The sequence below is a fragment of the Streptomyces sp. AM25 genome, from assembly GCF_058146165.1.
Genome location: NZ_JBKIWN010000026.1, coordinates 1 through 20,252, shown reverse-complemented (window position 1 = coordinate 20,252; position 20,252 = coordinate 1). Strand labels below are relative to the sequence as shown.

At 70.0% G+C, this 20,252-nt stretch carries 21 protein-coding genes and 1 pseudogene; 15 read left to right on the top strand and 7 right to left on the bottom strand.

The genetic code is table 11. The annotated features are described in order from the left end of the window. Positions 1-6: 6 nt before the first annotated feature. From ACLHRZ_RS29090 to ACLHRZ_RS29060, 7 genes are all read right to left on the bottom strand, one after another. A complete protein-coding gene (locus ACLHRZ_RS29090) occupies positions 7-1,521 on the bottom strand; it encodes an ATP-binding protein (RefSeq protein ID WP_490421533.1) in 1,515 nt (504 codons plus the stop codon). 33 nt (positions 1,522-1,554) lie between these two features. After that, a complete protein-coding gene (locus ACLHRZ_RS29085) occupies positions 1,555-2,037 on the bottom strand; it encodes a DUF6238 family protein (protein WP_490421532.1) in 483 nt (160 codons plus the stop codon). Between the two features lie 32 nt (positions 2,038-2,069). Next, positions 2,070-3,539: an SCO6880 family protein gene (locus ACLHRZ_RS29080; RefSeq protein ID WP_490421531.1), complete on the bottom strand. Its 1,470-nt coding sequence runs from the start codon at positions 3,537-3,539 to the stop codon at positions 2,070-2,072. Positions 3,540-3,669: 130 nt separating this feature from the next. Then, complete coding sequence (locus tag ACLHRZ_RS29075; RefSeq protein ID WP_490421530.1) at positions 3,670-5,133, bottom strand: SCO6881 family protein; 1,464 nt, start codon at positions 5,131-5,133, stop codon at positions 3,670-3,672. A gap of 31 nt (positions 5,134-5,164) precedes the next feature. Then, positions 5,165-5,869: a hypothetical protein gene (locus tag ACLHRZ_RS29070; RefSeq protein WP_490421529.1), complete on the bottom strand. Its 705-nt coding sequence runs from the start codon at positions 5,867-5,869 to the stop codon at positions 5,165-5,167. 1 nt (position 5,870) lies between these two features. Then, a complete protein-coding gene (locus ACLHRZ_RS29065; RefSeq protein ID WP_049714171.1) occupies positions 5,871-6,179 on the bottom strand; it encodes a DUF6112 family protein in 309 nt (102 codons plus the stop codon). 253 nt (positions 6,180-6,432) lie between these two features. Further along, positions 6,433-7,596 carry a C40 family peptidase gene (locus ACLHRZ_RS29060; protein ID WP_490421584.1) on the bottom strand — a complete coding sequence of 388 codons (1,164 nt, stop codon included), beginning with the start codon at positions 7,594-7,596 and terminating at the stop codon, positions 6,433-6,435. A 498-nt stretch (positions 7,597-8,094) separates the two neighbouring features. Between ACLHRZ_RS29060 and ACLHRZ_RS29055 the strand changes: the two genes are divergently transcribed. From ACLHRZ_RS29055 to ACLHRZ_RS28985, 15 genes and pseudogenes are all read left to right on the top strand, one after another. After that, a complete protein-coding gene (locus ACLHRZ_RS29055) occupies positions 8,095-8,856 on the top strand; it encodes a DNA-methyltransferase (protein WP_490421528.1) in 762 nt (253 codons plus the stop codon). A gap of 206 nt (positions 8,857-9,062) precedes the next feature. Then, complete coding sequence (locus ACLHRZ_RS29050; RefSeq protein WP_490421527.1) at positions 9,063-9,632, top strand: DUF4913 domain-containing protein; 570 nt, start codon at positions 9,063-9,065, stop codon at positions 9,630-9,632. A gap of 7 nt (positions 9,633-9,639) precedes the next feature. Beyond that, positions 9,640-10,131: a hypothetical protein gene (locus ACLHRZ_RS29045; protein WP_358345632.1), complete on the top strand. Its 492-nt coding sequence runs from the start codon at positions 9,640-9,642 to the stop codon at positions 10,129-10,131. Beyond that, positions 10,128-10,742, top strand: a complete 615-nt coding sequence (locus ACLHRZ_RS29040; protein WP_358345635.1) for a DUF3631 domain-containing protein — start codon at positions 10,128-10,130, stop codon at positions 10,740-10,742. The genes ACLHRZ_RS29045 and ACLHRZ_RS29040 overlap by 4 nt, the downstream gene beginning before the upstream one ends. Next, positions 10,739-11,428, top strand: coding sequence for a hypothetical protein (locus ACLHRZ_RS29035; RefSeq protein ID WP_358345638.1), 690 nt, complete (start codon positions 10,739-10,741; stop codon positions 11,426-11,428). Before ACLHRZ_RS29040 ends, ACLHRZ_RS29035 begins: the two co-directional genes overlap by 4 nt. A gap of 48 nt (positions 11,429-11,476) precedes the next feature. After that, on the top strand, positions 11,477-12,268 hold the full coding sequence (locus tag ACLHRZ_RS29030) for a hypothetical protein (protein ID WP_490421526.1): 792 nt from the start codon (positions 11,477-11,479) through the stop codon (positions 12,266-12,268). Between the two features lie 125 nt (positions 12,269-12,393). Continuing rightward, the gene (locus ACLHRZ_RS29025; RefSeq protein WP_490421525.1) at positions 12,394-12,885 is read left to right on the top strand and encodes a hypothetical protein; all 492 of its coding nucleotides are present in this window, start codon (positions 12,394-12,396) and stop codon (positions 12,883-12,885) included. A gap of 39 nt (positions 12,886-12,924) precedes the next feature. Next, on the top strand, positions 12,925-13,347 hold the full coding sequence (locus ACLHRZ_RS29020; RefSeq protein WP_490421524.1) for a hypothetical protein: 423 nt from the start codon (positions 12,925-12,927) through the stop codon (positions 13,345-13,347). A gap of 87 nt (positions 13,348-13,434) precedes the next feature. Next, positions 13,435-14,295, top strand: a complete 861-nt coding sequence (locus tag ACLHRZ_RS29015) for a winged helix-turn-helix transcriptional regulator (RefSeq protein WP_490421523.1) — start codon at positions 13,435-13,437, stop codon at positions 14,293-14,295. 202 nt (positions 14,296-14,497) lie between these two features. After that, positions 14,498-16,264 carry a SpaA isopeptide-forming pilin-related protein gene (locus ACLHRZ_RS29010; RefSeq protein ID WP_490421522.1) on the top strand — a complete coding sequence of 589 codons (1,767 nt, stop codon included), beginning with the start codon at positions 14,498-14,500 and terminating at the stop codon, positions 16,262-16,264. 27 nt (positions 16,265-16,291) lie between these two features. Next, entirely contained in the window at positions 16,292-17,254 is a 963-nt protein-coding gene (locus ACLHRZ_RS29005) for an SPDY domain-containing protein (protein WP_490421583.1), read from the top strand. 245 nt (positions 17,255-17,499) lie between these two features. Then, positions 17,500-17,844, top strand: a pseudogene (locus tag ACLHRZ_RS29000) (SPDY domain-containing protein); the annotation flags it as partial. A 103-nt stretch (positions 17,845-17,947) separates the two neighbouring features. Further along, positions 17,948-18,208: a hypothetical protein gene (locus ACLHRZ_RS28995; RefSeq protein ID WP_490421521.1), complete on the top strand. Its 261-nt coding sequence runs from the start codon at positions 17,948-17,950 to the stop codon at positions 18,206-18,208. A gap of 31 nt (positions 18,209-18,239) precedes the next feature. Then, on the top strand, positions 18,240-19,004 hold the full coding sequence (locus ACLHRZ_RS28990) for an SPDY domain-containing protein (protein ID WP_490421520.1): 765 nt from the start codon (positions 18,240-18,242) through the stop codon (positions 19,002-19,004). A 333-nt stretch (positions 19,005-19,337) separates the two neighbouring features. Beyond that, complete coding sequence (locus ACLHRZ_RS28985) at positions 19,338-20,249, top strand: hypothetical protein (RefSeq protein WP_490421519.1); 912 nt, start codon at positions 19,338-19,340, stop codon at positions 20,247-20,249. Positions 20,250-20,252 lie beyond the last annotated feature (3 nt).

Below are 20,252 nucleotides of genomic sequence, written 5' to 3'. Positions count from 1 at the left end.
GACCTTTCAGTGCATGCGGGCGTCGGTGTCGAAGAGGGCCAGTTCCTGTGGGTGGAGCAGGTGCTGGACGATGAAGGAGCGGCCGGCGACTTTCCATAGGCCGCGTCCGCGGTTGAGGTGGGCGATGGCCTGGGATTCGACGGAGGTCAGGCCCAGGAGTCCGGCTGCGGCGAGGACTTGGTCGGCTTCCTGGCGGTAGACGATGCGGGTGGAGCAGTCGGCGAGCAGGCCCTCGGCGAGTGCGCGTCCGCGCGAGCCGGCATCGCCGGCGGTGAGCAGGTCGGACAGGCGGTGGATGACTATGAGATTGGCGATGCCCAGGCCGCGGGAGAGCTTCCACTGGGACTGCATGCGCTCCAGCAGGCCCGCGTGGCGCATGAGTCGCCAGGCTTCGTCGTAGACGACCCAACGTCTGCCGCCGCCTGGGTCGGCGAGTGCGGACTCCATCCAGGCGGAGGCGCAGGTCATGGCGAGGACGAGGCCGGTGTCGTCGCCGGAGCCGCCGAGGCGGGAGAGGTCGATGGTGAGCATCGGGCTGCGCGGGTCGAAGACGACGGTGGAGGGGGCGTCGAACATGCCGGCCAGGTCGCCGTGGACGAGGCGGCGCATGGCGTGGGCGAGGTCGCGGGCGGCGTCGCCGAGGCGGCCGGAGAGTTCGCCGCCGGCGATGTCGAGCAGGCCCGGGTTGTTGAGGGTGGCGGCGATGTCGCCGAGGAGCGGGGTGCGGCCGGTCTGGGCGGCGTGGGTGACGACGCAGTCGAGGGCGACGTCGAGGGCGGTGTGCTCCATCGGCAGCAGGTCCCGGCCGAGGACGGTGCGGGCCAGCGAACCGAGCAGCATCAGCCGCCGCTTGCGGACCTCGCCGGCCCAGTCCCCGGCGGTCACGCCGTCGGGCTGCGGGGGTGCGTCCAGGGGGTTGAGCTTGCCGGGCAGGCCGGGGCCGAGCGCGATGGTCATGCCGCCCAGCGCGGCCGAAACGGCCGTCCACTCGCCTTTCGGGTCGCAGGGGACGTAGATCCGGTATCCGAAGGCCACGCTGCGCAGGGCGAAGCTCTTGGCCAGCGCGGACTTGCCCATGCCGATGACGCCGGCGAGCAGCACGTTGGGGTTGGTGAACCCGTCGAGCTTCCCGTACAGCGCGAACGGGTCGAAGGTGAAGCTCGCTTCGGCGTGGACGTCGCGGCCGATGTAGGTGCCTTCGGCGCCGAGGCCGCCTTCGGCGAGGAAGGGGTAGGCGCCGGCGACGGTGGCGGTGGTCATGCGGTGGGCGGGCAGGGAGAGTTTCCCCCCGCGGGCGGAGGCCGGCCCCGGTCGGCCGTTGGCCGGGTACAGCGGTATCGGTCCCTGGTCGTCCGTCCGGCCGCGGCGGCGGGCAGGGGTGGGGACGGCCTTGCGGGCCTTGTCGCGGGCGGCGTGCAGCTGCTGGCGGTCGGCGCGGCGCCGGGCCCGGTCGCGGGTGTGGGGAGTGAAGAGCGGGGAGGCGCTGGCGCGGCGTGCCGTGCGGGCGGGCCGGTGGTTCATCGGTGGGAGTGCTCGGCTTTCAGCGGGGGACGGTCAGCTGGTGCGGTGGCAGGCGTGACCGTGGAGGGGCGAGTGCAGGTCGGCCGGGGTGGTCTGCTGCCGGACGACGGTGCTGGTGCGCAGATGGCGCAGGCAGATCGTCAGGAACGGCGGCCCGGTGGGGTCGATGTCCTGCTCGCAGGTCTCGCCCTGCGGCACGTCCGGGTCGGACACGGGGGTGCGGGGAGCCTGGTGGAAGGCGTCGTGGAGGTGCTCGCCGGCCTGCCACAGACGGGTGCGTGCTGCCGCGAAATGGCCACTCTGGGCGGGATGTTCGTCGCGGGTCTGCTCGGTGAGCCGGCCGAGGAGGGCGTGGAGGGCGGTGAGGTGGGCGTGGAGGGCGTCCACGTGGCCCCGGGGCGCCGGACGGCCTCCGGGGGGTGAGGTGGTGGTGCGGGTGTGGTGGCGGATGCCGGCGGTCGCCGCGGTGACGTAGGCGAGCGGCTCGCGCTCGGCGAGCGGGGACGAAGTCGTCACGGAAATGGGGTCCTTCCTGCGGCTTGCGGGTGTTACAGGGCGGTGCGGGCGAGCGGCAGGGCGGCGGTGGCGAACGCGTCGGGCTGCTGGCACAGCAGGCGGCGCAGGTCGACCTGGGCGGAGACGGCGGCGGTCTCGATCTGTGCGCAGGCGGCGTCGAGTTGGTCGTCGCTGTCGGCGGAGACGGTGAGCAGGCCGGTGAGGGCGACGTCGGCGTGGCCGGCGATCAGCTGCCGCTCGCGCTGCTTGACGTCCGCGTACTCGACGGAGTCCTCTTCGTTGTCGACCTGGCCCTTGCGCTGGCGCTCGGCCGCGTCCGCGATGATCGTCGCCTTGCGCCGCTGGACGTCCTTCAGCGCGGCCTCCAGCTGCTGCGGCACATAGATCAGGGAGAAGGAGCGGCGCACCCCGGCGGAGAACAGCACCGTGTGCAGGAACCCGGCGCCGACTTCGGTGCGGGGCCAGTTCTCGACCCAGTAGGTGGCGTGGTGCGCGCTGTCGGTGATGACCCGGTCGGCTTCCTCGACCTGGACGACGGGGCCGGCGGCGGCCGGGTCGGCTTCGGCGCGGCCGGTGGGTGACCACTGCTGGAGGGCGGAGAGGGCCCTGGGGTCGTAGGCGGTGCGGATGACCGCGGCGATCTCCCGGGCCTCCAGCCAGCCGGTGACCGTCAGCCCGGCGTTGCGGGCGGCCTGGGTGAGGGTCGCGGTGGTCTGCTGCAGCACGGTGAAACCACCCGGCAGTCCGCCGCCGGCCTGGGAGATGAGCCGTCGGGCGGCCTTCATGTCGAGGGAGACCGCGAGGTACGCCTCGTGAGGTGCGGCGGCGGGTCCGGCTGCGGTGACGAGTTCGGCGTAGACGGTGCCGGCGACGGGTGCCTGGGGGTGGCCGTGTTCGGTCCAGTGTCGGGTGAGGGCGTCACCGGAGTCGGGGACGGTGCGTTCGAGGACCTGGATGGTCTTGATGTGTCCGGTGCGGGCGAGTCCGGCGAGGGTGCGGCCCCAGCCGTTGACGTTGGCGTTCTGGGTGGCCGGGTCGAGGAGGGCGAAGGCCCGGCTGGAAATGCGGGCGACGGCGGTCATGGTGCCCGCGCGCGGGTCGTGGACGGCGGCGAGCTGCCGGTCGGGTGAGGTGAACACCCGCAACGAGGCGTCGGTGCCCGGCAGATGGAGCAGGCCCTCGGTGCAGGGGTGGGTGGAGGGACGGGAGAACCACATGTGCTGTCCTCGGGCGCGGCGGATGGAGTAGCGGGTGATGACCGGGGCCCAGTCGATGAGCGAGCGGCCGCCTCGACGGACGAAGACCAGCGCGGCGATGGCTGCCCACAGCGGGGCGAGGGCGAAGGCGCCGGTCAGGCCGGTGCTCACGACGGTGAGCATCAGCACCGCGAGCGTGGAGGCGGTCAGGACGAGCTGGGGCAGGGAGAGCCCGAGCAGGATGCCGCGGCGACTTCGGTGCGGGAACTTCACCGTCACCGGCACGGCGGCGGAGTGATCAGACATACAGGTGGGGCCGTTCTGGAAGTGCATGGGCCACGACGAAGCGAGGGGGTTCGTGGCCGGGTGGGGCCCGGGGCACCCGTCGGCGCAGTGGGCTGGGCCGGCGGGTGCCCCAGAGACGGGGGAGGGCGGATCAGCTGCCGGTCGCGGGAGGCGACGGCGGGGCGGCCGTCTCGCCGGACCGGGTGGCGGGCTGTGGCCTGGGCGTGGAGACCGCGGGGCCCTGCGGAGTCGGGGCCGGCGGTCCCTGCCCGATCAGACCGGAGCCGGAGGCAAGTCCCGCACCCGGCTGGCTACCCGCGGCCATGAGTCCGGACTGCTGCGCCGGCATGCCGTTGCCCTGGCCCGTCAGCCGGCCGGACTGCGGGGATGAGGATCCGCTGTCGTCGGTGACGAACCGAGGAGGAGGCGTGGGCGTCGGCTCGTCGCCCGAGCCGCCCTCGCCGTGGCTCCCGGAAGATCTCGACCCGGGGCCGGAAGTTCTGCCGCTCGTTCCCGAACCGGAGTCGTTATCCGAATCCGAGTTGGAACCTGAGCCGGAGCTGGAGGGAGCTGCCTTGGCCAGCAGCTGGCCGGGGACCTGCGGCGGGCCCTGCGGGGCTGCCGCGGCCAGAGCGGCACCGCCGCCGCCTCCGGCCGACATGGCCATGGCCTTGCGGCCGACACCCTGGGCGGTACGGGACGCAGCCGCCATACCGGCGCCGCCGGAGCGGTGGAGGTCCTCGCCGTGACCATCGGCGGCCCAGTGCACGAACCGGTACGTGATGTACGGGCACAGCAGCACCATGACCATCACGACGATGCCGGCCATCGCATCGGAGACGGCGGCGAGCCCGTCCTTCGCCTCGGTCTTGCCCATGGCGGAGACACCCAGCAGGAAGACGATCGTCATCAAGAGCTTCGAGACCACGAGCGTCGCGGTGGCTTCGATCCAGCCCTTGCGCCACCGCTTGGCGACCTCCCAGCCACCGCCCGCACCGGCGAAGCAGGCGAGCGTGACCAGGACGAGGATGCCGACCTTGCGGACCATCATCACGCACCAGTAGAGGAACGCTCCGATGGCGGCGCCGATCGCCACGAACGTCGGTACCAGCCACCCCAGTTCGTACATGCCGCCGTACTGGGAGACCTTGATCATGCGGCGGACGGAGTCCGCGATCGAGGAGTGCCCGGCCTTGAACAGGCCGTCCGATAGTGCGTCGACGACGGTGAGGGCGACGGTGGTGAACGCGATGGCGCCGAAGGCGAACATCACGCCGACCAGCGTGCCGCTGAGCGCCTGGCTCAACGCCTGGCCGTCTCGTTTCCAGGCGGCTCGTACCAGCTGCATACAGAACGTGCCGACGATCACCAGGAGGGCAATCGGCAGGATCAGTTCGTAGTTGTCTCTGAACCATCCTGCGTTGAGATCGACCTTGGTGGTGGTGGCGACGGCCTTGGCGGCCAGGTCGGCTGCCGAGGCGGCGAGCTCGCCGACGCTCTTGGCGATCCACGCGCCGAGGCCCTCGGTGATGGACTTGCCGGGGTCGGCGACGAAATCGATCGCGTCGACCGCCTTGCAGACGTTGTCCACCAGCGGGAGATTGCAGAAGCCCACAGGTATTTACCTCCTTCCTGCTGGGCGTGGGTCAGGGGGCGACGCGGGGGGAGACCCCGGACAGGGCGCAGTTGCGGTCGGGGCGGCACTGGACGGCGAGCATGATCGCCCGGCCCTCGGCGCCGGCTCCGCCGCCGCGCCAGGAGATGGACTGCTTGCCGCTGACGGTGACCACGTAGACGTACGCCTCGGTGATGGCGCCGGGGTTGTCGCCGAGCGCCTTCGTAAACGCCTGCGGCATATGGCCTTCGGCGATCTTCGCGGTGGCGTACTGGCCGTTGTCGTGCATCCGTGACCACAGCGTCGGGTCGGGGACCTGCGAGGCCACCGAGTCCCAGTCGGTGTACTTCGCCTCGGTCGTCATCCACGCCTTCAGCCTGGCCAGGTGCTGCGGCTGGGTGGCCTGGCGGGTGTCGTAGGACCACAGGGCACCGGCAGCGGCCTTGGCGAACTCCACCGGGTCATGGGTGGACGGCGGCTTCGGCACGGCGCCGCTGCCCTCACCGTCGGCCGAGGCTGTCGGTGAGGGGCTGCTGCTCGTGGAGGCCGCAGGGGGTGAACCGGCGGGCTTGTCGGTGTCGGTGGTGAGGTAGGCGGTCAGCCCCGCGGCACCGGCCAGGACCGTCATGGCCGCGATGCCGGCGGCCAGGCGCCGGTTCATCGACCACGAGGCTGTCCGCGAGGTCAGTGCGGCGAAGCGTGGTGTGCGCGGGCGCTTGGAGTGACGTTTCAGCATCTCAGTGGACCTGCGTTCCGAGCGTGCTGAAGAACGACACGATGCCGTTGGCGGCGCCGAGGCCGAGCGCGCAACCTGCGCTGACGACCGCGCCCTTTTTCCCGTTGGCTTCGGCCTGGTGGCCGCCGGTGTAGTGGCCCCAGGCCCACACGGCCAGGCTCACGGCCAGGGCGCCGACGATCGCGATGATTGCGAAGAGGTTGATCGAGGAGATGACGTCCTTCAGGACGGACAGGCCCGGAAGCCCGCCCTCCTTCGGGCTGATGCCCGGGTTGTAGGCGAGGTAGCGGACGTGGTCGAGCGTGGGCACAGACGAGCTCCTTGCAGGCACGCCGAAACGGCGTGCGAAAGCGACGAAAGAAGGGGGAGGGGAGGCAAGCGCCTCGGGGAGGGGGAGAAATGCTGCAGAGCGGGCTCAGGCGCAGGTCTCGGCCTGCTTGCCGGAAGGGGCGGTCGTGGGCGAAGGCGTGAGCCGTGTCGACGTGAGCTGCTTCACCGGGGCCGGGGGTGTGCCCCTGGCCAGGGGAGGGGAGTGGCTTCGGTGAAGCTGGCGGTCATTCCGGTCAGTTGAGGATGCGGCGCGCGGCGAGGATCTGGGGTTTCCAGTTCGCGAGCGTGGTGATGCGCACGACGTCACCGGTCTTCGGCGCATTGATGATCAAGCCGCTGCCGATGTACATCCCCACGTGCTCGGGCACCGCCGCGGTGCCCCGGGTGAAGAGCAGGTCCCCGGGCTTGAGTGAGCTGATCGAGACGGCCTTGCCCTCGTTCACCTGGGTGTAGGTAGTGCGGGAGATGTTCACGCCGGCGGCGTGGTAGGCCATCTGCATCAGCGAGCTGCAGTCGCACCGGCCCATCGGGTCCGGACCGTGCGAGTTCTCGCAGGTGCCGCCCCACTGGTACGGGGTGTCCAGTTGGCCGAGCGCCCATCGGATCGCGGTCTGGATCTTCTTCGGGGCGTCCTTGGGAATCGTGTAGCCCTTGGGTACCGCGCCCGGCGGGATCGTGCCGAAGTTGCTCCCGTCCGCTCCGGTGGCGCAACCACCCTTGCCGGTCGTGGAGTTGTTCTTGTCCTTCTTGTCCTTGTCGGCGGTCTTGCCGTCCTCGGGCTTGGACTTGCCGCCGTCCGGCAGCGTCTTGATGATCGCGGACTGCAGGGCACGGGCCAGCGGCTCCCACTGCGCGTACGCATCAGGGAATGCCGAACGCTGGACGGCCTGCGCGGCCTGGGTGACCGTCATCGACTCCCACCCGCGCACTTCCAGCAGCGCCTTGTAGAACTTCGTGGACGCATATACCGGGTCGCGTACCTGGGCGGGGGTTCCCCAGCCCGCGGACGGCCGCTGCTGGAACAGCCCGAGGCTGTCCAAGTCGCCGTAGTTGAGGTTGCGGAGCCGGGATTCCTGCATGGCGGTGGCCAGGGCGACGATCTGTCCGCGCTCGGGAATGTGCATGGCCACGCCCGTGGCCACGATCGTCTTGGCGTTGGGGATCTGCTCGGCGGGCAGCTCGAGCCCCTCGACGGAGACCTTCCCGCCGCTCTTCCCGCCAAGGATGTCCTTGACCTGTTTGGCGACCGCTTCGGCGTCGACCGATCCGGCCTCGCCTCCGCAATCACCGTGGGCGGCGCTGGCTGCGCCGCCGCCGGCTGCGGCGACTGCGGCGGTGCCGGCCAGCAGCAGCGGGCTGAGGACCGCGACACCGATGGTCGCGACGACGGCCTTCAATGCCACCTGCCCGGCCGGTCAGAAAGGGCCCGGGGCGGCGGAAGGGCTGGATGAGGGCATGGGTGTGCCAAGGCAGTGTCTTTCGCGTGGAGCCGTCCGGGCGTGCGCTTGGTCCAAAGGGGCCCGGAACAGGTCTGGTTGCTGGTGGTGCGACAAGCCGGCGCGGGGGAGTTGCAGCTCCCGGGCCGCGTCCGGGGCATGTGTCAGGTGCTCAGTGGCATGACGAAGAGACCTCTCCTGAAGGGAGCCGGGAATTGAGGGGTGCCGTCCGGTGTGGCCGGGGCGGGCATGACCAGAACTGTAGGGAGGGAATCCCGGTTGACCAAAGGATTCGGCGACCGGAAATGAATTCAGGGAAGTTTTCCCTCTGCCCGGGGTCAACCGGGTTTTTGGGCCTACAGTTTGGAGTCGCCTCGCAGCCACCGTCTGGATCACCAGGGCGTGCTTCTATGCGAGCGCTCTCAGTTCCCTCTCGCACCCTTTGAACGGGACCTCGTCATGTCTTTTTCCCTGCACCAGGGCGACGCTCTGTCCGTACTGGCCACGCTGCCCGACAACAGCGTGGACGCCGTGATCACCGACCCCCCGTACAACTCCGGTGGGCGCACGGCCAAGGAGCGCACCTCTCGCACGGCACGGCAGAAGTACACCTCGGTCGACGCCGAACATCAGCTGGCGGATTTTCCCGGCGAGAACATGGACCAGAGGTCCTTCACGTTCTGGCTGACGCAGATCCTCACCGAGGCGCACCGGGTGACGAAGCCGTCGGGCACGCTGCTGCTGTTCACCGACTGGCGCCAGGCAGGCTCGATGTCGGACGCCCTCCAGGCGGGCGGCTGGACGTGGCGGGGCACGCTGGCCTGGCACAAGCCCCAGGCCCGGCCGCAGAAGGGCCGCTTCAAGCAGTCCTGCGAGTTCATCCACTGGGCGTCCAAGGGTGCAGTGGACGCCGACCGCAACCCGGTGTACCTGCCTGGCCTTTACACCGGGTCCCAGCCGCGCAAGGGCCGCCAGCACATCACGCAGAAGCCCGTTGAGGTGATGCGGGAACTGGTGAAGATCTGCCCGCCCGGCGGCACCATCCTCGACTTCTGCGCAGGCTCCGGATCCACCGGCGTCGCCGCCCTGCTGGAAGGCTACGACTTCATCGGCATCGAGAAGACCAAGCACTACACGGACATCGCCGCAAACCGGCTCACCGAGGCTCTCCACGCGGTCTCTTCGCAGGACGATTACGCCCTCGCCGGCCCAACCGAGTAACCGACGATGCCCACCGGCGGAGCCACGGGCCCTGCCCTTAGCGGATACGGGCTGGCCGATACCGCCTGCTTATAGCGTCCGGATACCGGTTACCCAAACCAGCCGGAGTCCGGACGCTGGCCTTCACTGAACTCGCCCTGTTGGAAAGAAGCTTTGTGTCTGATTCCCCCGACCCCTCCACGGGAGAAATCCCGGAGCCGGTTCGTATGTCGGACCTTGACCTGGCTGATCTGTCCGCGAGCGTGCGTCGGCTGATCGACCAATCCCAGGAGCAAGCCCGCGTCCTGGACCACCTGGCCGCCGACCCGCCGCCGATACCCCTGCCAGGACCCGACTTCGGCGGCTTCGCTCCTGGCCCGGGACCGGCCGACGGTGGTGAACCGCTGTTCATCATGGCCATGGAGGGCCAGGCGTACGAGAGCGAGCTCGACGCGCTCACGGACTGGGTCGATGACCTGCTCCTGCCGGTCTACGGCCGGGAGATCACCTCCAGCGCCCCCTGGTGCCCCTGGTGGGACCAGCACCCCGAGGCCGTTGCCCGCCTCCACGCGCTGTGGCTGTCCTGGCAGCAGCACATCGACCCCGAGGCCGGACCGTCGGGCCCCTCGACGTGGCATCGCGACCACCTCGACCACACCATGGCCCAACTCCGCGCACCCGGTGGTCCGTTCGCTGCGTGCACTACGAATCCGGCCCGGCCCGCGCACCGCCTGCTGCCAGGTCCGAAGCCCACCACCGCCCCGGTCCCCACCACCGGACACACCCAGGTCACGTGACGCCGACGTGAGCTTCCCCAAGTTCGCGTTCGCCGCCGACCCCCGCGCCCTGGACGACCTGCGCGAGGCACCGACCGAGATCCGCGACCTTGCCCTCCTCTCCCTGCAGGACCTCGTCCACGGAGAACAACGCGGTCAGCGTCTCGACGACCGGCACGGCCAGGACCTGTCCGACTGCCGCAAGCTCTACGTCGACGCCAAGGTCGACTGGCGCATCGTCTACCAGGAACGCCCCGCCCCGGCCGGCTCCCTGCACAAGCGGGAGATCTTCCTGGTCGCCATGCGGCCCCGTGCCGGATTCGAGGCGTACAACACCGCCTTCCACCGGCTCGGCCGCACACGCACAACCTCGTCCCCCCGCGCCACCGCCGCCCGCGCCCGTTCACCCCGCACCGTGCCGGTGCGCACTTCTGCATCCCCCACGCCCCAGCGGCGCACTGTCCCCGCGGCCACCGCCGCTCCGACGGCGCCGCTCGCCCAGAAAGGCCCCTCCCGATGACGCCCTTCTTCGCCGACCTCCTGATAGACGCCTCCTGCTGCACACAGCATCGCCTCGACGGGGCCGACGCACGCCTGCCGTACCCGGCGCTCACCCTGGCCCTCCACGCTGACGAAGCCCTACAGGAGGAGCGCCGCGCCCGGTGTCGGCAGAAGGCAGTCGAGCTGCTGGAGCGTGCGGAAGAGCTCGTCCACCTGCTCAGCGCCACACCGCGCCGCACCGCAGCCCCCAGGGCAACTGCTGCGCATCCGTCCGCAGGCCGGCGCGCGCGTAACGCGGTGGAACACCGCCAGGGCGATACGGGCATTCTTCGGGCTTGTCGTGAGGTGTTCGCCGCCCACGGAGACCCTGGAACTCTGCCCACGGCGGACATCGTGGAGGCCCTGCGTTCGACGAAGGGGCCTGCCTTGGGCACCTGGCAGCGCGAAGAGCTCACCCCCCGACGCCTGGCCATGCTGCTGTCCCCGTACAGCATCCGCTCGCACAACATCCGCCTGTCCGACGGCACCCAGCGCAAGGGCTACCGGCGCTCCGAGTTCACCGCCGCGCTGCGCCGACACCGCCCGGACCTGCCGGCCAACCCCGCTGGCCATGACGAGCGCACCGCGTGAGCACCACAGGAACTCACCCGAAGGCGCTGACGTCCTTCGATGCTCGGGTGGAGAGCGCGACGGGGTGGAGCATCGACGCCCTGTGGGAGACCGGCGTCCATGCCGAGGAGGGGCTCGCGGACGTGGTGGCCGCGCATCGCGCGCTGGCGGACGCGGAGCGGGGCGTCACCTTCTATCGCACCTTGCTCCACCGGCTCTCCAGCGGCGAGTTCGAGGTCGAAGACGCCCTCTTCCGACGCATCGACCGCACCGTCGTCCAGCTGCAGGACGCCGTCGCCCAGCGTGACGAGCGCGCCGCTGAACTGCTGTGCACGCTCAAGCCCTTCGAAGAACACGACCGGCCCCGACCGGCACCTACCGGGGCCGATCTTCTCCGGGCCGACTATGCCGCGTTGGTGGCCATCGCTCCCGGTGGCGCGGTACTGCGCGAGCACCTGCTCACCCACCGCATGTCCGTGACCACCCCCTCCGGCAACCGCGTCACCTGGCCCGCTTTCCAACGGCTCGAAACCCAGGGCCTGGTGAACCGGGACACCACACGGCCTCTGCACACCGGGCAGCCCATCACGCTGACCGATGCCGGCCGTGCCTGCCTGACCCGCACCCGCCAGACCGCGCCCGCGGTACAGACCGTCCCGACCACGGCGCCCGTGGCTGCGCAGACGGCGCAGCACCGCCGACGCTGACGATGCCACGGTTGATCGCCGTGGATGACACCTGATCGAAGAACACCGTTGAACCATCCCGCACATGACCTGCCCGACCTGTCCGCCCTGGACTTCCGTCTCGACGGATACACCCTGGCTGACGGGAGCGATGAGTACCTCTTCCACGCTCTGACCACGAACCACGACTGCCTGGCTCCGCTAGCCACCCACCACACCGACGATGGCCGGCACAGTTACCTGCTCCTGCATGACACAGCGGCCACCTGGGACCTCCCCGGGAGCCCGCAGCTGCTGGCCATGACGCTGACCCGGGAACCGGACAAGCTGACCTTTCGCTTCGACGCCGAGCGCCATCCCCTGATCTCCCTGGCCCAGCGGTGGCTGATCGCCCGAGGGGCTGCACCGGATGCCGTCCGTGTGCCGCCGGAGCGTACGGGAGCGCGGCCGGCCGATGCACTTACCACCGTGCTGGAAGAACAGCTGGTGACCTCCGGCACCCGGTACGACGTCGTCGAGCACTACACCGACGACTGCACCGAGTACGAGACATCCGTGCTGGTCTACGACACCGATCCCGCCAGCGCCGAGAGGCCGTACCGCCTCTTTCTCGAAACGTGGTCACCCGACAGCCCGACCTACACCCTGCGAGAAGGAGCCTTCCGCAACGCCGAAGCAGCATGGGAGTGGATGGAGAACCGCGAGGGACCCCTTCCGGCGCCGCACCCCTCTGTCCCCGGCATGCTCACCACGCCCAGGGCCGAGGCCGCCCGCACCACCACCCGCAGGTCGCTTCAGCCACTCCCGGCCCTCCCGCCTGCCAAGCCGCCGACACCTCCTTCGACAGGACTCCGGCGCTGACCGGAAGCCGTACCAGCCGAGGGGTGGCGGTGCCTGCTTATAGCGCGGGATCACCGGTTATCCAAACCGGCCGTCATCCAGACCCTGGAAGCACTACCACCCGTATGCGCCCAGGGAGTTGATTGATGAGTGACGACGAGGTACTGGCACTGCTCGGTGCACGGATCGAGCAGTCCCTCGGCCGCACCCTCACCGACCTCCAGCAGCACACCGCGACCACAGAGCGTCCGGACGCGGGCCTCGTGGAGATCGTGGAGGCGTACGCCAGGCTCTCCGCATTGCAGCAGACGCTGGAAGGCCACCACGACGTGCTGCTCGAACGACTCGGCGCAGCGCAAGACGGCCTGAGTGAAGCCGACGGATGGGAACTGCTGGAGGCTGCGGGCGCGGTCACGGAAGCGATGGCCGCCCGTGACGCCCAGGCAACGGCCCTGCTCCACCTCGTCGACCGCCACGCCTCCCTTCCCGCAGCTGGCCCGGTGGCGGCGCAAGCCCGACGGGCGGCCGCAGCCACCGCCCACTCCCCGAACTACCCGCTCGCGACAGCACCAGTACCGGCCGCGAGCACCGCGCCGCCGACGGCCAGCCACACCGAGGCGTCGGCCCGCCGCCGGTGAACCACCCTTTTCCACCCTGTTGTTGATGTTGAGGTTTGTGTGAGCGTTGCTCTGCGCCCGTCCAGCAAGGACGGCGTCATCGAGGCCGCCTTCGGCCACAGCATGGAAGAACTGCACCAGCAGCAGGCCGCCGCGTCGGTCTCGCCGGCTGTGCAGCGCATGCTGGAGCTGCGGCGGTTTCTCACCGTGGCCGAAGGCCACCTGGACGAGGTCCGTGACCGCCTCCACACGGCCACCGCCCCCGGCCAGGAACCGGCGGCCGAGGACCTGGCCGTCGACATCCAGTGGCTGGCGGCAGCCACCACCGCCAAAGCCCAGTACGCCAGGGCCATCGACGAGCTGCTGCGCACCATGCCCACCAGCTCCTCCCGGCCTGCGCGTGCCCGCCCAGCGGCTACGGCCCTGCCGGTGCCGCCAGTGGCAGCCGCCTCCACCACACCCGCCGTACGCCGGAATCGCTGATGCGCTGATGCCTGTACTCAGCCTTCTCCCCGAGCATCGTGCGCAACCGCTGCCCGTACCCGCTGACCCTCTGCAAGGAGCCCTTCGATGACCGCCACCACCCCGACCTCCCGCGTCAACGATCTGCAGCACGTGGAGGAGTCCCTGGCGATGATCGCCCCGCGCTGGAGCGTATGGACGCTGCAGACCCTCCAGCAAGCCGGCCGCCTGCGCTACCACGAGGTGCGCGAGAAGCTGCCCTGGCTGAAAGATCCCGCTGTCTCCCAGCGACTGGCGGCCCTGGCCGACCACGGAATCCTCGACCGCACTGCCACCGACGGACGCCCGGTCTACTACTCTCTCACCGACCGCGGACGCGAACTCGCCCCCGTCCAGGACGCGCTGGCCTCATGGGCCGGCGCATGTCTGGAGGACACCGGCCCCACCGCCCGCGCCGAGCAGGTCGAGGACGCCCTCAAGCTGATCACCCCGCGCCACGCCACCGCCGTCCTGTGGGCGCTGCGGACCAACGGTCCAATGCGCAGCGGCGAGTTGGCCCGCGAAGTGGCCCCTGGCATGTCCCCGATGGTGATCACCTCCCGGCTGCGGCAGCTGGGCGCCGACGGTCTCGTCGAACGCGTCACCGACAACCACCGCTCGCCCTACCAACTCACCGCCGCCGCCCGCGCCCTGGGCCCGGCCTACACCGCGCTGTCCGCGTGGGCCGCGGGCCGACCGCCCACTACAGACCACCCCGTCTGGTCACCCGCCCAGGCCGCTGACCGTGCGCAGAACGGGCAGGTGCGACGGGCAGCGGCCGCGGCCGCCGTCGCCACCAGCCCCCGCACTACCCCGGCCATCACCGCACAGCGCATACCGCCCTCGTGGCGGCAGAACGACTTGTTCTCCCACACCACCCGCCGCGCGCCCATCGCCCCGGCCCCGGCGACGAGCGGGCGGTCACGATGACGATCGCCACGGCCCTCGGCCCTGGCCTTGGACGCACCGCACTGCTCACCGTCGTACGCCGTAGCCGCACTCCCTGACGGCCACGCCTCGCTGCTGTCCTTCCCCCGTCCTTCCGCCTCCAGCCTCGCTGGGCGGGGGCTTCACCCCACGGTCCCCGTATGCGGGGCTGGCACCTACCGCATTGCAGGAGCACCACCACCCCATGCGCACCCGCACCACCCCTTGCACCGTCCGGCTGCTGTCGACCGTCGTCGCCGCCGGCGTGGCCGGCACGCTCGCCTGGACGCCGACCGCCCAGGCCGCCGACGCCAAGCCGCTTGACTTGGGGCCCGGTTACACGATCCCGGACTCCGACGGCAACGCCGCCACCTCCCACATCGGCGCCTACGGACCGCCCGGCATCACGGTCTGGGGCGACAGCGAGACCTACTGCGCCGACCCCGAGCGCAAGGGCCCCCAGGCCGCCGGCGGCTACACCGGCCCGAAGACCGTCACCCACTGGACGTCCTCCGAGACCGGCCAGGCCGTCCCCGACTCCCACGTCGCCTACGCCTCCTACGTGATCGGCAAGTACGGCCAGACCCAGGCCAACGAGCAGGCCGCTGCCGTCGACGCCGCGACGTACGAGTTCCTGGCCGGCGGGAAGTACGCCATCAACGGATCCCGCGGCAAGCAGCGCCTGGGCTACCCGAACGTGTCGCCGACGGCCCGCACCCTGGCCGAGGGCTACATCGCCGAAGCGAAGAAGTACGCCGGCCCGTACACCCTGCACATCAAGCCGAGCGTCGAGACGACCACGGCGGGCAAGAAGGTCTCGGTGGCCGTCGAGGTCACCGCTTCCCTGTCCGGCGCCAAGGTCCCGGGCGTCACAATCGACCTGTCCGAGACCGGCTCCGGCACCGCCCGCGGCAGCGTCACCACCGGCAAGGACGGCACCGCCAGCTGGCAGTTCACCGCAGCCACGGCCGGTGAAGCCACGGTGAAGGCGACGGCGAGCGGGCTGCCGGGCTCCCAGCTGAAGGTCCTCGAACCCCGCGACGCCTCGGCCCAGCGCATGCTGCTGGCCGGCGATACCACCGCCGCCGAGGGCACCACGAAGGTCAAGGTCACCCCCGCCACCGGCGGCGTCGAGATCCACAAGACCGACCCGGGCAAGAACACGATGGCCGGCGCCGGCTTCCAGCTCATCGACCCAGCCACCGGAAAGACCGTCGCCGAAGGCACAACGAACGCCGACGGCATCCTCGCCTTCGACAACCTCGCACCGGGCACGTACCGCCTGCACGAGACCGACAGCGGCGACAAGATCCACGCCCTGGTGCCCGACCAGGACATCGTCATCACCGAGGGCCAGTCCGCCAAGGCCCATCCGATCGCCGTCGTCGACCCGTTCAAGAACGCCGACCTCCTGGTGAAGAAGATCGACAAGTCGACCGGCAAGACACTCGCGGGCGCGGTCATCGAGATCGACTCCGACACCGTCGACGCCGCGGGCAAGCACCAGCCGGGCAAGAAGATAGCCGAGCTGACCACCGGCGCGGACGGCACCGCGAAGCTCAAGCTCGACGTCGACCTCAAGCAGGGCACCCGCTACTGGGCCAAGGAGACCAAGGCCCCCGAGCACTACCAGCTGACCAAGACCCCGTCACCGTTCACGGCAAAGCCGGGGGAGCAGGTCGCCGTCACGGTGGAGAACATCCCCGTCCCGCCCACCACACCGCCGACGACCCCGCCCACCACGCCTCCCTCGACGCCGCCGACCACCCCGCCGCACCGGCCGGACAAGCCCAAAACCCCCGACACCCCGGACACCCCCGGCGGAGCACTCGCCCACACCGGTGCCGACACCACCGCATGGGCCCTGGGCGGAGCAGCAGCCCTGCTGCTGGCCGGAGGCGGCGCCCTGTGGGCCACCCGCCGCCGGCAGAAGACCGCCGCCGAGGACGAGACCACTGACCCGCAGGAGTAATCCCCGCTCGGTACCTGGCCGGGAACCCTGAAACCCCTCCCGGCCAGGGCCCAACTCCTGTGGCCTTCCGCCCCATCGCACTTTCCGCGGCGCCCGCCGGCTGGCGGGCGCCGCCCCGGTTTCCAGGAGCCAGCGCTGTCCCCCTCTGTCCGCGAGGACCCGTTCCAGGAGTACCGCGTCGCCCCACGCCATCTCGCAGGTTCCACCGCCATCGGTGACCCCGGCCTTCAGCCCCTGCACGACCTTGGCTGGGCCCTGCACGACGACGACCTCGGCAACGTCTATCTCTCCGCCCCGGACCACCGGATCCGCCTGGGCTACATTCCCGAAGGCGAAGATGACGCCCTGTGGCGCATCAACGCCCACACCGACGCCTTCGGCCCCACACACTGGGCCGCGACCTTCAACACCGCAGCCTCCACCGAGTTCGTCACCGCCTTCACCACCGCCCTCGCCAGCGCGTACACCCAAGGCCCCGACGCGTACCTGCACGGCGCCCGCGGACCGGTACACACCGCCGTCGAACCGCTGCTCGACCAGGGATGGACCACCACACCGACCCGCACCGCCCTCTTCGACGTCACAGCACCCGACGGCAAAGCCGGCCTCACCTACGACCGGCAGGAGCTGGACCACCACCGGGAAATGACCACCAACGACACCCGCTGGTACCTGTGGGGCGGCACCTCACCCAACCGGCCCCACTGGTACGCCACGTTCTCCACCCGCACCCCCGTCCACCTCATCACCGCCACCACCACAGCCCTGGCCGACCCCACCCCCGTCACCCGCTACACCAGCGAACTGAGCCGCTTCACCCGCACCCACGCCCAACTCACCCCCATCCCACCGCCCACCCCCACACCCCTGGACGTACGCCGCGCACAGGCCGCCCGCGCCCGCACCGCGACCACGCAACACCACCGAACTCCCGTATCCAGACCCGCATCGCCGTCAGCAACATCAACGGCCGGACGCCGCGTCCGCTGACCACACACCCATCCCGCACGAGGCCCTCACCCCACGGTGAGGGCCTTTGCCATGTCGCCCTTACGGAATATTTCGGGCCCCTTCTCGGGCGAAGAACACCATCCACTGATGGCTGAGATGACGATGCAGTTGGTCAATTCGCCCACGGCAGACGCGGAAGAGCCGTATCGGACTGGAGAGACGTCGCGGACCCATGTCAAAGTCACCCAGTCCGAAAAACCGCAGGCCAGAGAAGGGATGCCCGCATGGCCATCGAGACAACGGCACCGGGATTCCGCACCACCCTCGCCGCCCTGCGCCTGCGCGAGTGGCCGATCGGCCCCGGCCAGGCTACCCGTGTCCTGAACCAATTCGACGCCGAGGACTACCACTTCGTGGTAGACGACAGAGCCGACGTCCACGTCTCCTCGAAAGACGGCCGCCTCTACCTCGGATACTTCCCCGAAGGTCGACCCGGGACGGCCGGCGAGGGCTGGAAGATCGCCGTCACCGGCACTGCGGACGTGCCCGGCTGGGCGGCGAGCTTTGATCAGGAGACCCCAGCCGAACTCATCGCCGCCTTCGTCGCAGCAGTGATCTCCACCTCCCGACCCACCCATACACAACGAACGCAGCGACGATGGCCCTCTGACCCATTCCATCCCAGCATCGGCACACCTACCAAGGAGAACGATCTTGCCTCAGGACATCACCGTGCGAGAGCTCGTCCAGCGCCTGCAGACCTACGACGATGACGCCGTCGTCCGCCTCGCCGTCAACCCGGACTTCCCCTTTGCGCACTACCCCGGCGCGCTCACCGAGGGGTTCGACGACGACGGCCGTCGCGCCGTGTTCCTCGGCGACGGCGGACAGCAGAGCTACCTGCCCCGCCCCGTCGCAGTAGCCCTGCGATGGACCGCCGACACCACCGCGCCGCAAACGCGACGCCGCACGGTACGCGCCACGGCACGCTGACCCGGACGACCACCAACCACCTTATTGATCAGTGGAGTTCTTCCTGTCCTCGACCAACCCCGACCAGGCCCACGGCTACCAGCGCACCAGCACCCCGACCCCCGACGTCGGCCCGTTCCTCGTCTCCCCGCGCTACCTTGCCGGCAACGACGGTCTCCTCGGCGACCGCGTCACCGACGCCCTCGTTGACGTCGGATGGAGCTGCTGGACCACCCGTACCCAGACCCGCCACCTCCTGGACGCCGACCAACTCCGCGGTGCCGAATGGCTCCCCGGCCACCCGAACGTGCTCTTCGACGGGGACCCTGTGGTGTGGGAGTTCTTCGCCCGCACCGACGTCGCCGCGCCACCTGTGTGGAACGCCTACTTCACTGCCTGTGTCCCTCACGAGCTCGTCACCGCCTTCGCCGCCGCCCTGGCCACCGCCCCGGACGTCACCAGCGGCATCGAGCCCGGCCGTACACCGCTCGAGCCTCTCGCCGACGCCCACTGGTCCACGGATCCGACCGACGCCGACAACACCTACTACGCCCCGAAACTCCAGGCATGGGTGACCTACGGAGCCGTCTCCGAGGCCATCGAGGACGGCAACCCCATCCCCGGCCTGCCCGGATACCTCGCCTGGGCCCAGACCGACGACCACCTCCCTCACCAGTGGTGCGCGGCCTTCAGTCCCTCCACCCCCCAGGAGCTCGTCGCCGCGTTCACCACGGCCCTCGCCGACCCCGCCCCCGTGCTCCGCTCCGTCCTCCCGCAGGACCCCGGCGGCCACCTCACGATCCGCCTCTCTCGCTGAACTGCAGCAGTACGTCTCCCGAACCTGACCTTCTCATCGACATCCGAGGGCAACACTGTCTGCCAGGTGTGCGACCGCTCCCACGACGTCCTCGCTGCGTTCCTGCCCATCGTCCGCAAAATGGTGCTAAAACGAGCCTGGCACGGCGTGTACGGACGGCAGCGATCGGTGGACTGCTCCCTGTCAACCCACCGCTCCGTGACCGCGCCTAGGACACCCGAGCCCGATCCTTCATGACAGCATGTTCGTTCAGCTGATGAGTCGTGGTCAGAGGTTGAGGCCGATCGGCTCTTCCAGAGGGCAATGTCAGTGGGGGTGGCTACGGTCCCTCGCATGCCGAAGAAGCGGAAGAAGAAGCCACCGTCGCGTGCCCGACGGACCGGAGTGGTTCCCCCGCAGGGGCAACTGCCCGCCACGATCAACCTTGGTGGCCCGCGTGTGCCTTCGCGTGGCTGGGGCTTTCAGGCGTTGATCGACGGCCTGAGAGAAGCTGGCCTGCCGCCCTCGGAATTAACGGCGTACGTACCCGAGGGGTACTCATCCGATTTCTCACCGCAGATCGATGCTCCGCGTGCGCCGCTTCAGGCAGGTTGGTATCTGCAGTCCGACCTGGCTGTTCCGGTCTGCAACTGGGTGTTCTCTGAGCAGCAACTCTCCGAAGATCCCGGTGGTTTGGACCTGCGCCGACGGGGGTTCGCCCTGTATGTGGCGCATTCGGTGTGCACGCACGGCAAGGCGGACTGTGGTTACGCCAGTGCGGAGGTCATGGAGACGTGGACTCCGATCGTGGCGCCCGACCCCAGCATCGTTGCCGCCGACCGCTACGGCGGCCACGCGTCCGGCTACAGCACCCGGGCAGCCGGGCGGCTGCCGGCGGGAGCGCCCCGCACGGTAGGGGTGCTGGACGTGGATTATGCGCGGGTGGCGGGTCGCAGTCTGCCGGAGCGTTGGGACATCGACGTCGCGGGCCTCTTGGTGATGGAATGGCAGGAAGCCGCCGGCGTGCCTGGGCAGGCCATCTGGCGGCAGCGCGCCTTCCGCACGTTCCGAGATCACAATCTGTCGGAGCTCAACGCGGCCGCCGAAGACATCGACCTGATCATCGGCCACAATCTCTTCGACGGCGACTACCGATGCCTGCGCACCTATGGCGACTTGGTGGACGTTGGCGCACTGGCCGCGAAGACAGTGGACACGTTGTATGCCGCCCGACACCTGTCCCAGGGCGATTGCAAAGTTCGTTGATCG

Excerpts from the sequence above, each read along its gene's own strand:
- ACLHRZ_RS29090 (WP_490421533.1), bottom strand. The coding sequence starts at position 1,521 with ATGAACCACCGGCCCGCCCGCACGGCACGCCGCGCCAGCGCCTCCCCG.
- ACLHRZ_RS29040 (WP_358345635.1), top strand. The coding sequence starts at position 10,128 with ATGACGCCCTTCTTCGCCGACCTCCTGATAGACGCCTCCTGCTGCACA.
- ACLHRZ_RS28985 (WP_490421519.1), top strand. The coding sequence starts at position 19,338 with ATGCCGAAGAAGCGGAAGAAGAAGCCACCGTCGCGTGCCCGACGGACC.
- ACLHRZ_RS29070 (WP_490421529.1), bottom strand. The coding sequence starts at position 5,869 with ATGCTGAAACGTCACTCCAAGCGCCCGCGCACACCACGCTTCGCCGCA.
- ACLHRZ_RS29025 (WP_490421525.1), top strand. The coding sequence starts at position 12,394 with ATGAGTGACGACGAGGTACTGGCACTGCTCGGTGCACGGATCGAGCAG.
- ACLHRZ_RS29055 (WP_490421528.1), top strand. The coding sequence starts at position 8,095 with ATGTCTTTTTCCCTGCACCAGGGCGACGCTCTGTCCGTACTGGCCACG.
- ACLHRZ_RS29015 (WP_490421523.1), top strand. The coding sequence starts at position 13,435 with ATGACCGCCACCACCCCGACCTCCCGCGTCAACGATCTGCAGCACGTG.
- ACLHRZ_RS29050 (WP_490421527.1), top strand. The coding sequence starts at position 9,063 with ATGTCGGACCTTGACCTGGCTGATCTGTCCGCGAGCGTGCGTCGGCTG.
- ACLHRZ_RS29080 (WP_490421531.1), bottom strand. The coding sequence starts at position 3,539 with ATGTCTGATCACTCCGCCGCCGTGCCGGTGACGGTGAAGTTCCCGCAC.
- ACLHRZ_RS29010 (WP_490421522.1), top strand. The coding sequence starts at position 14,498 with ATGCGCACCCGCACCACCCCTTGCACCGTCCGGCTGCTGTCGACCGTC.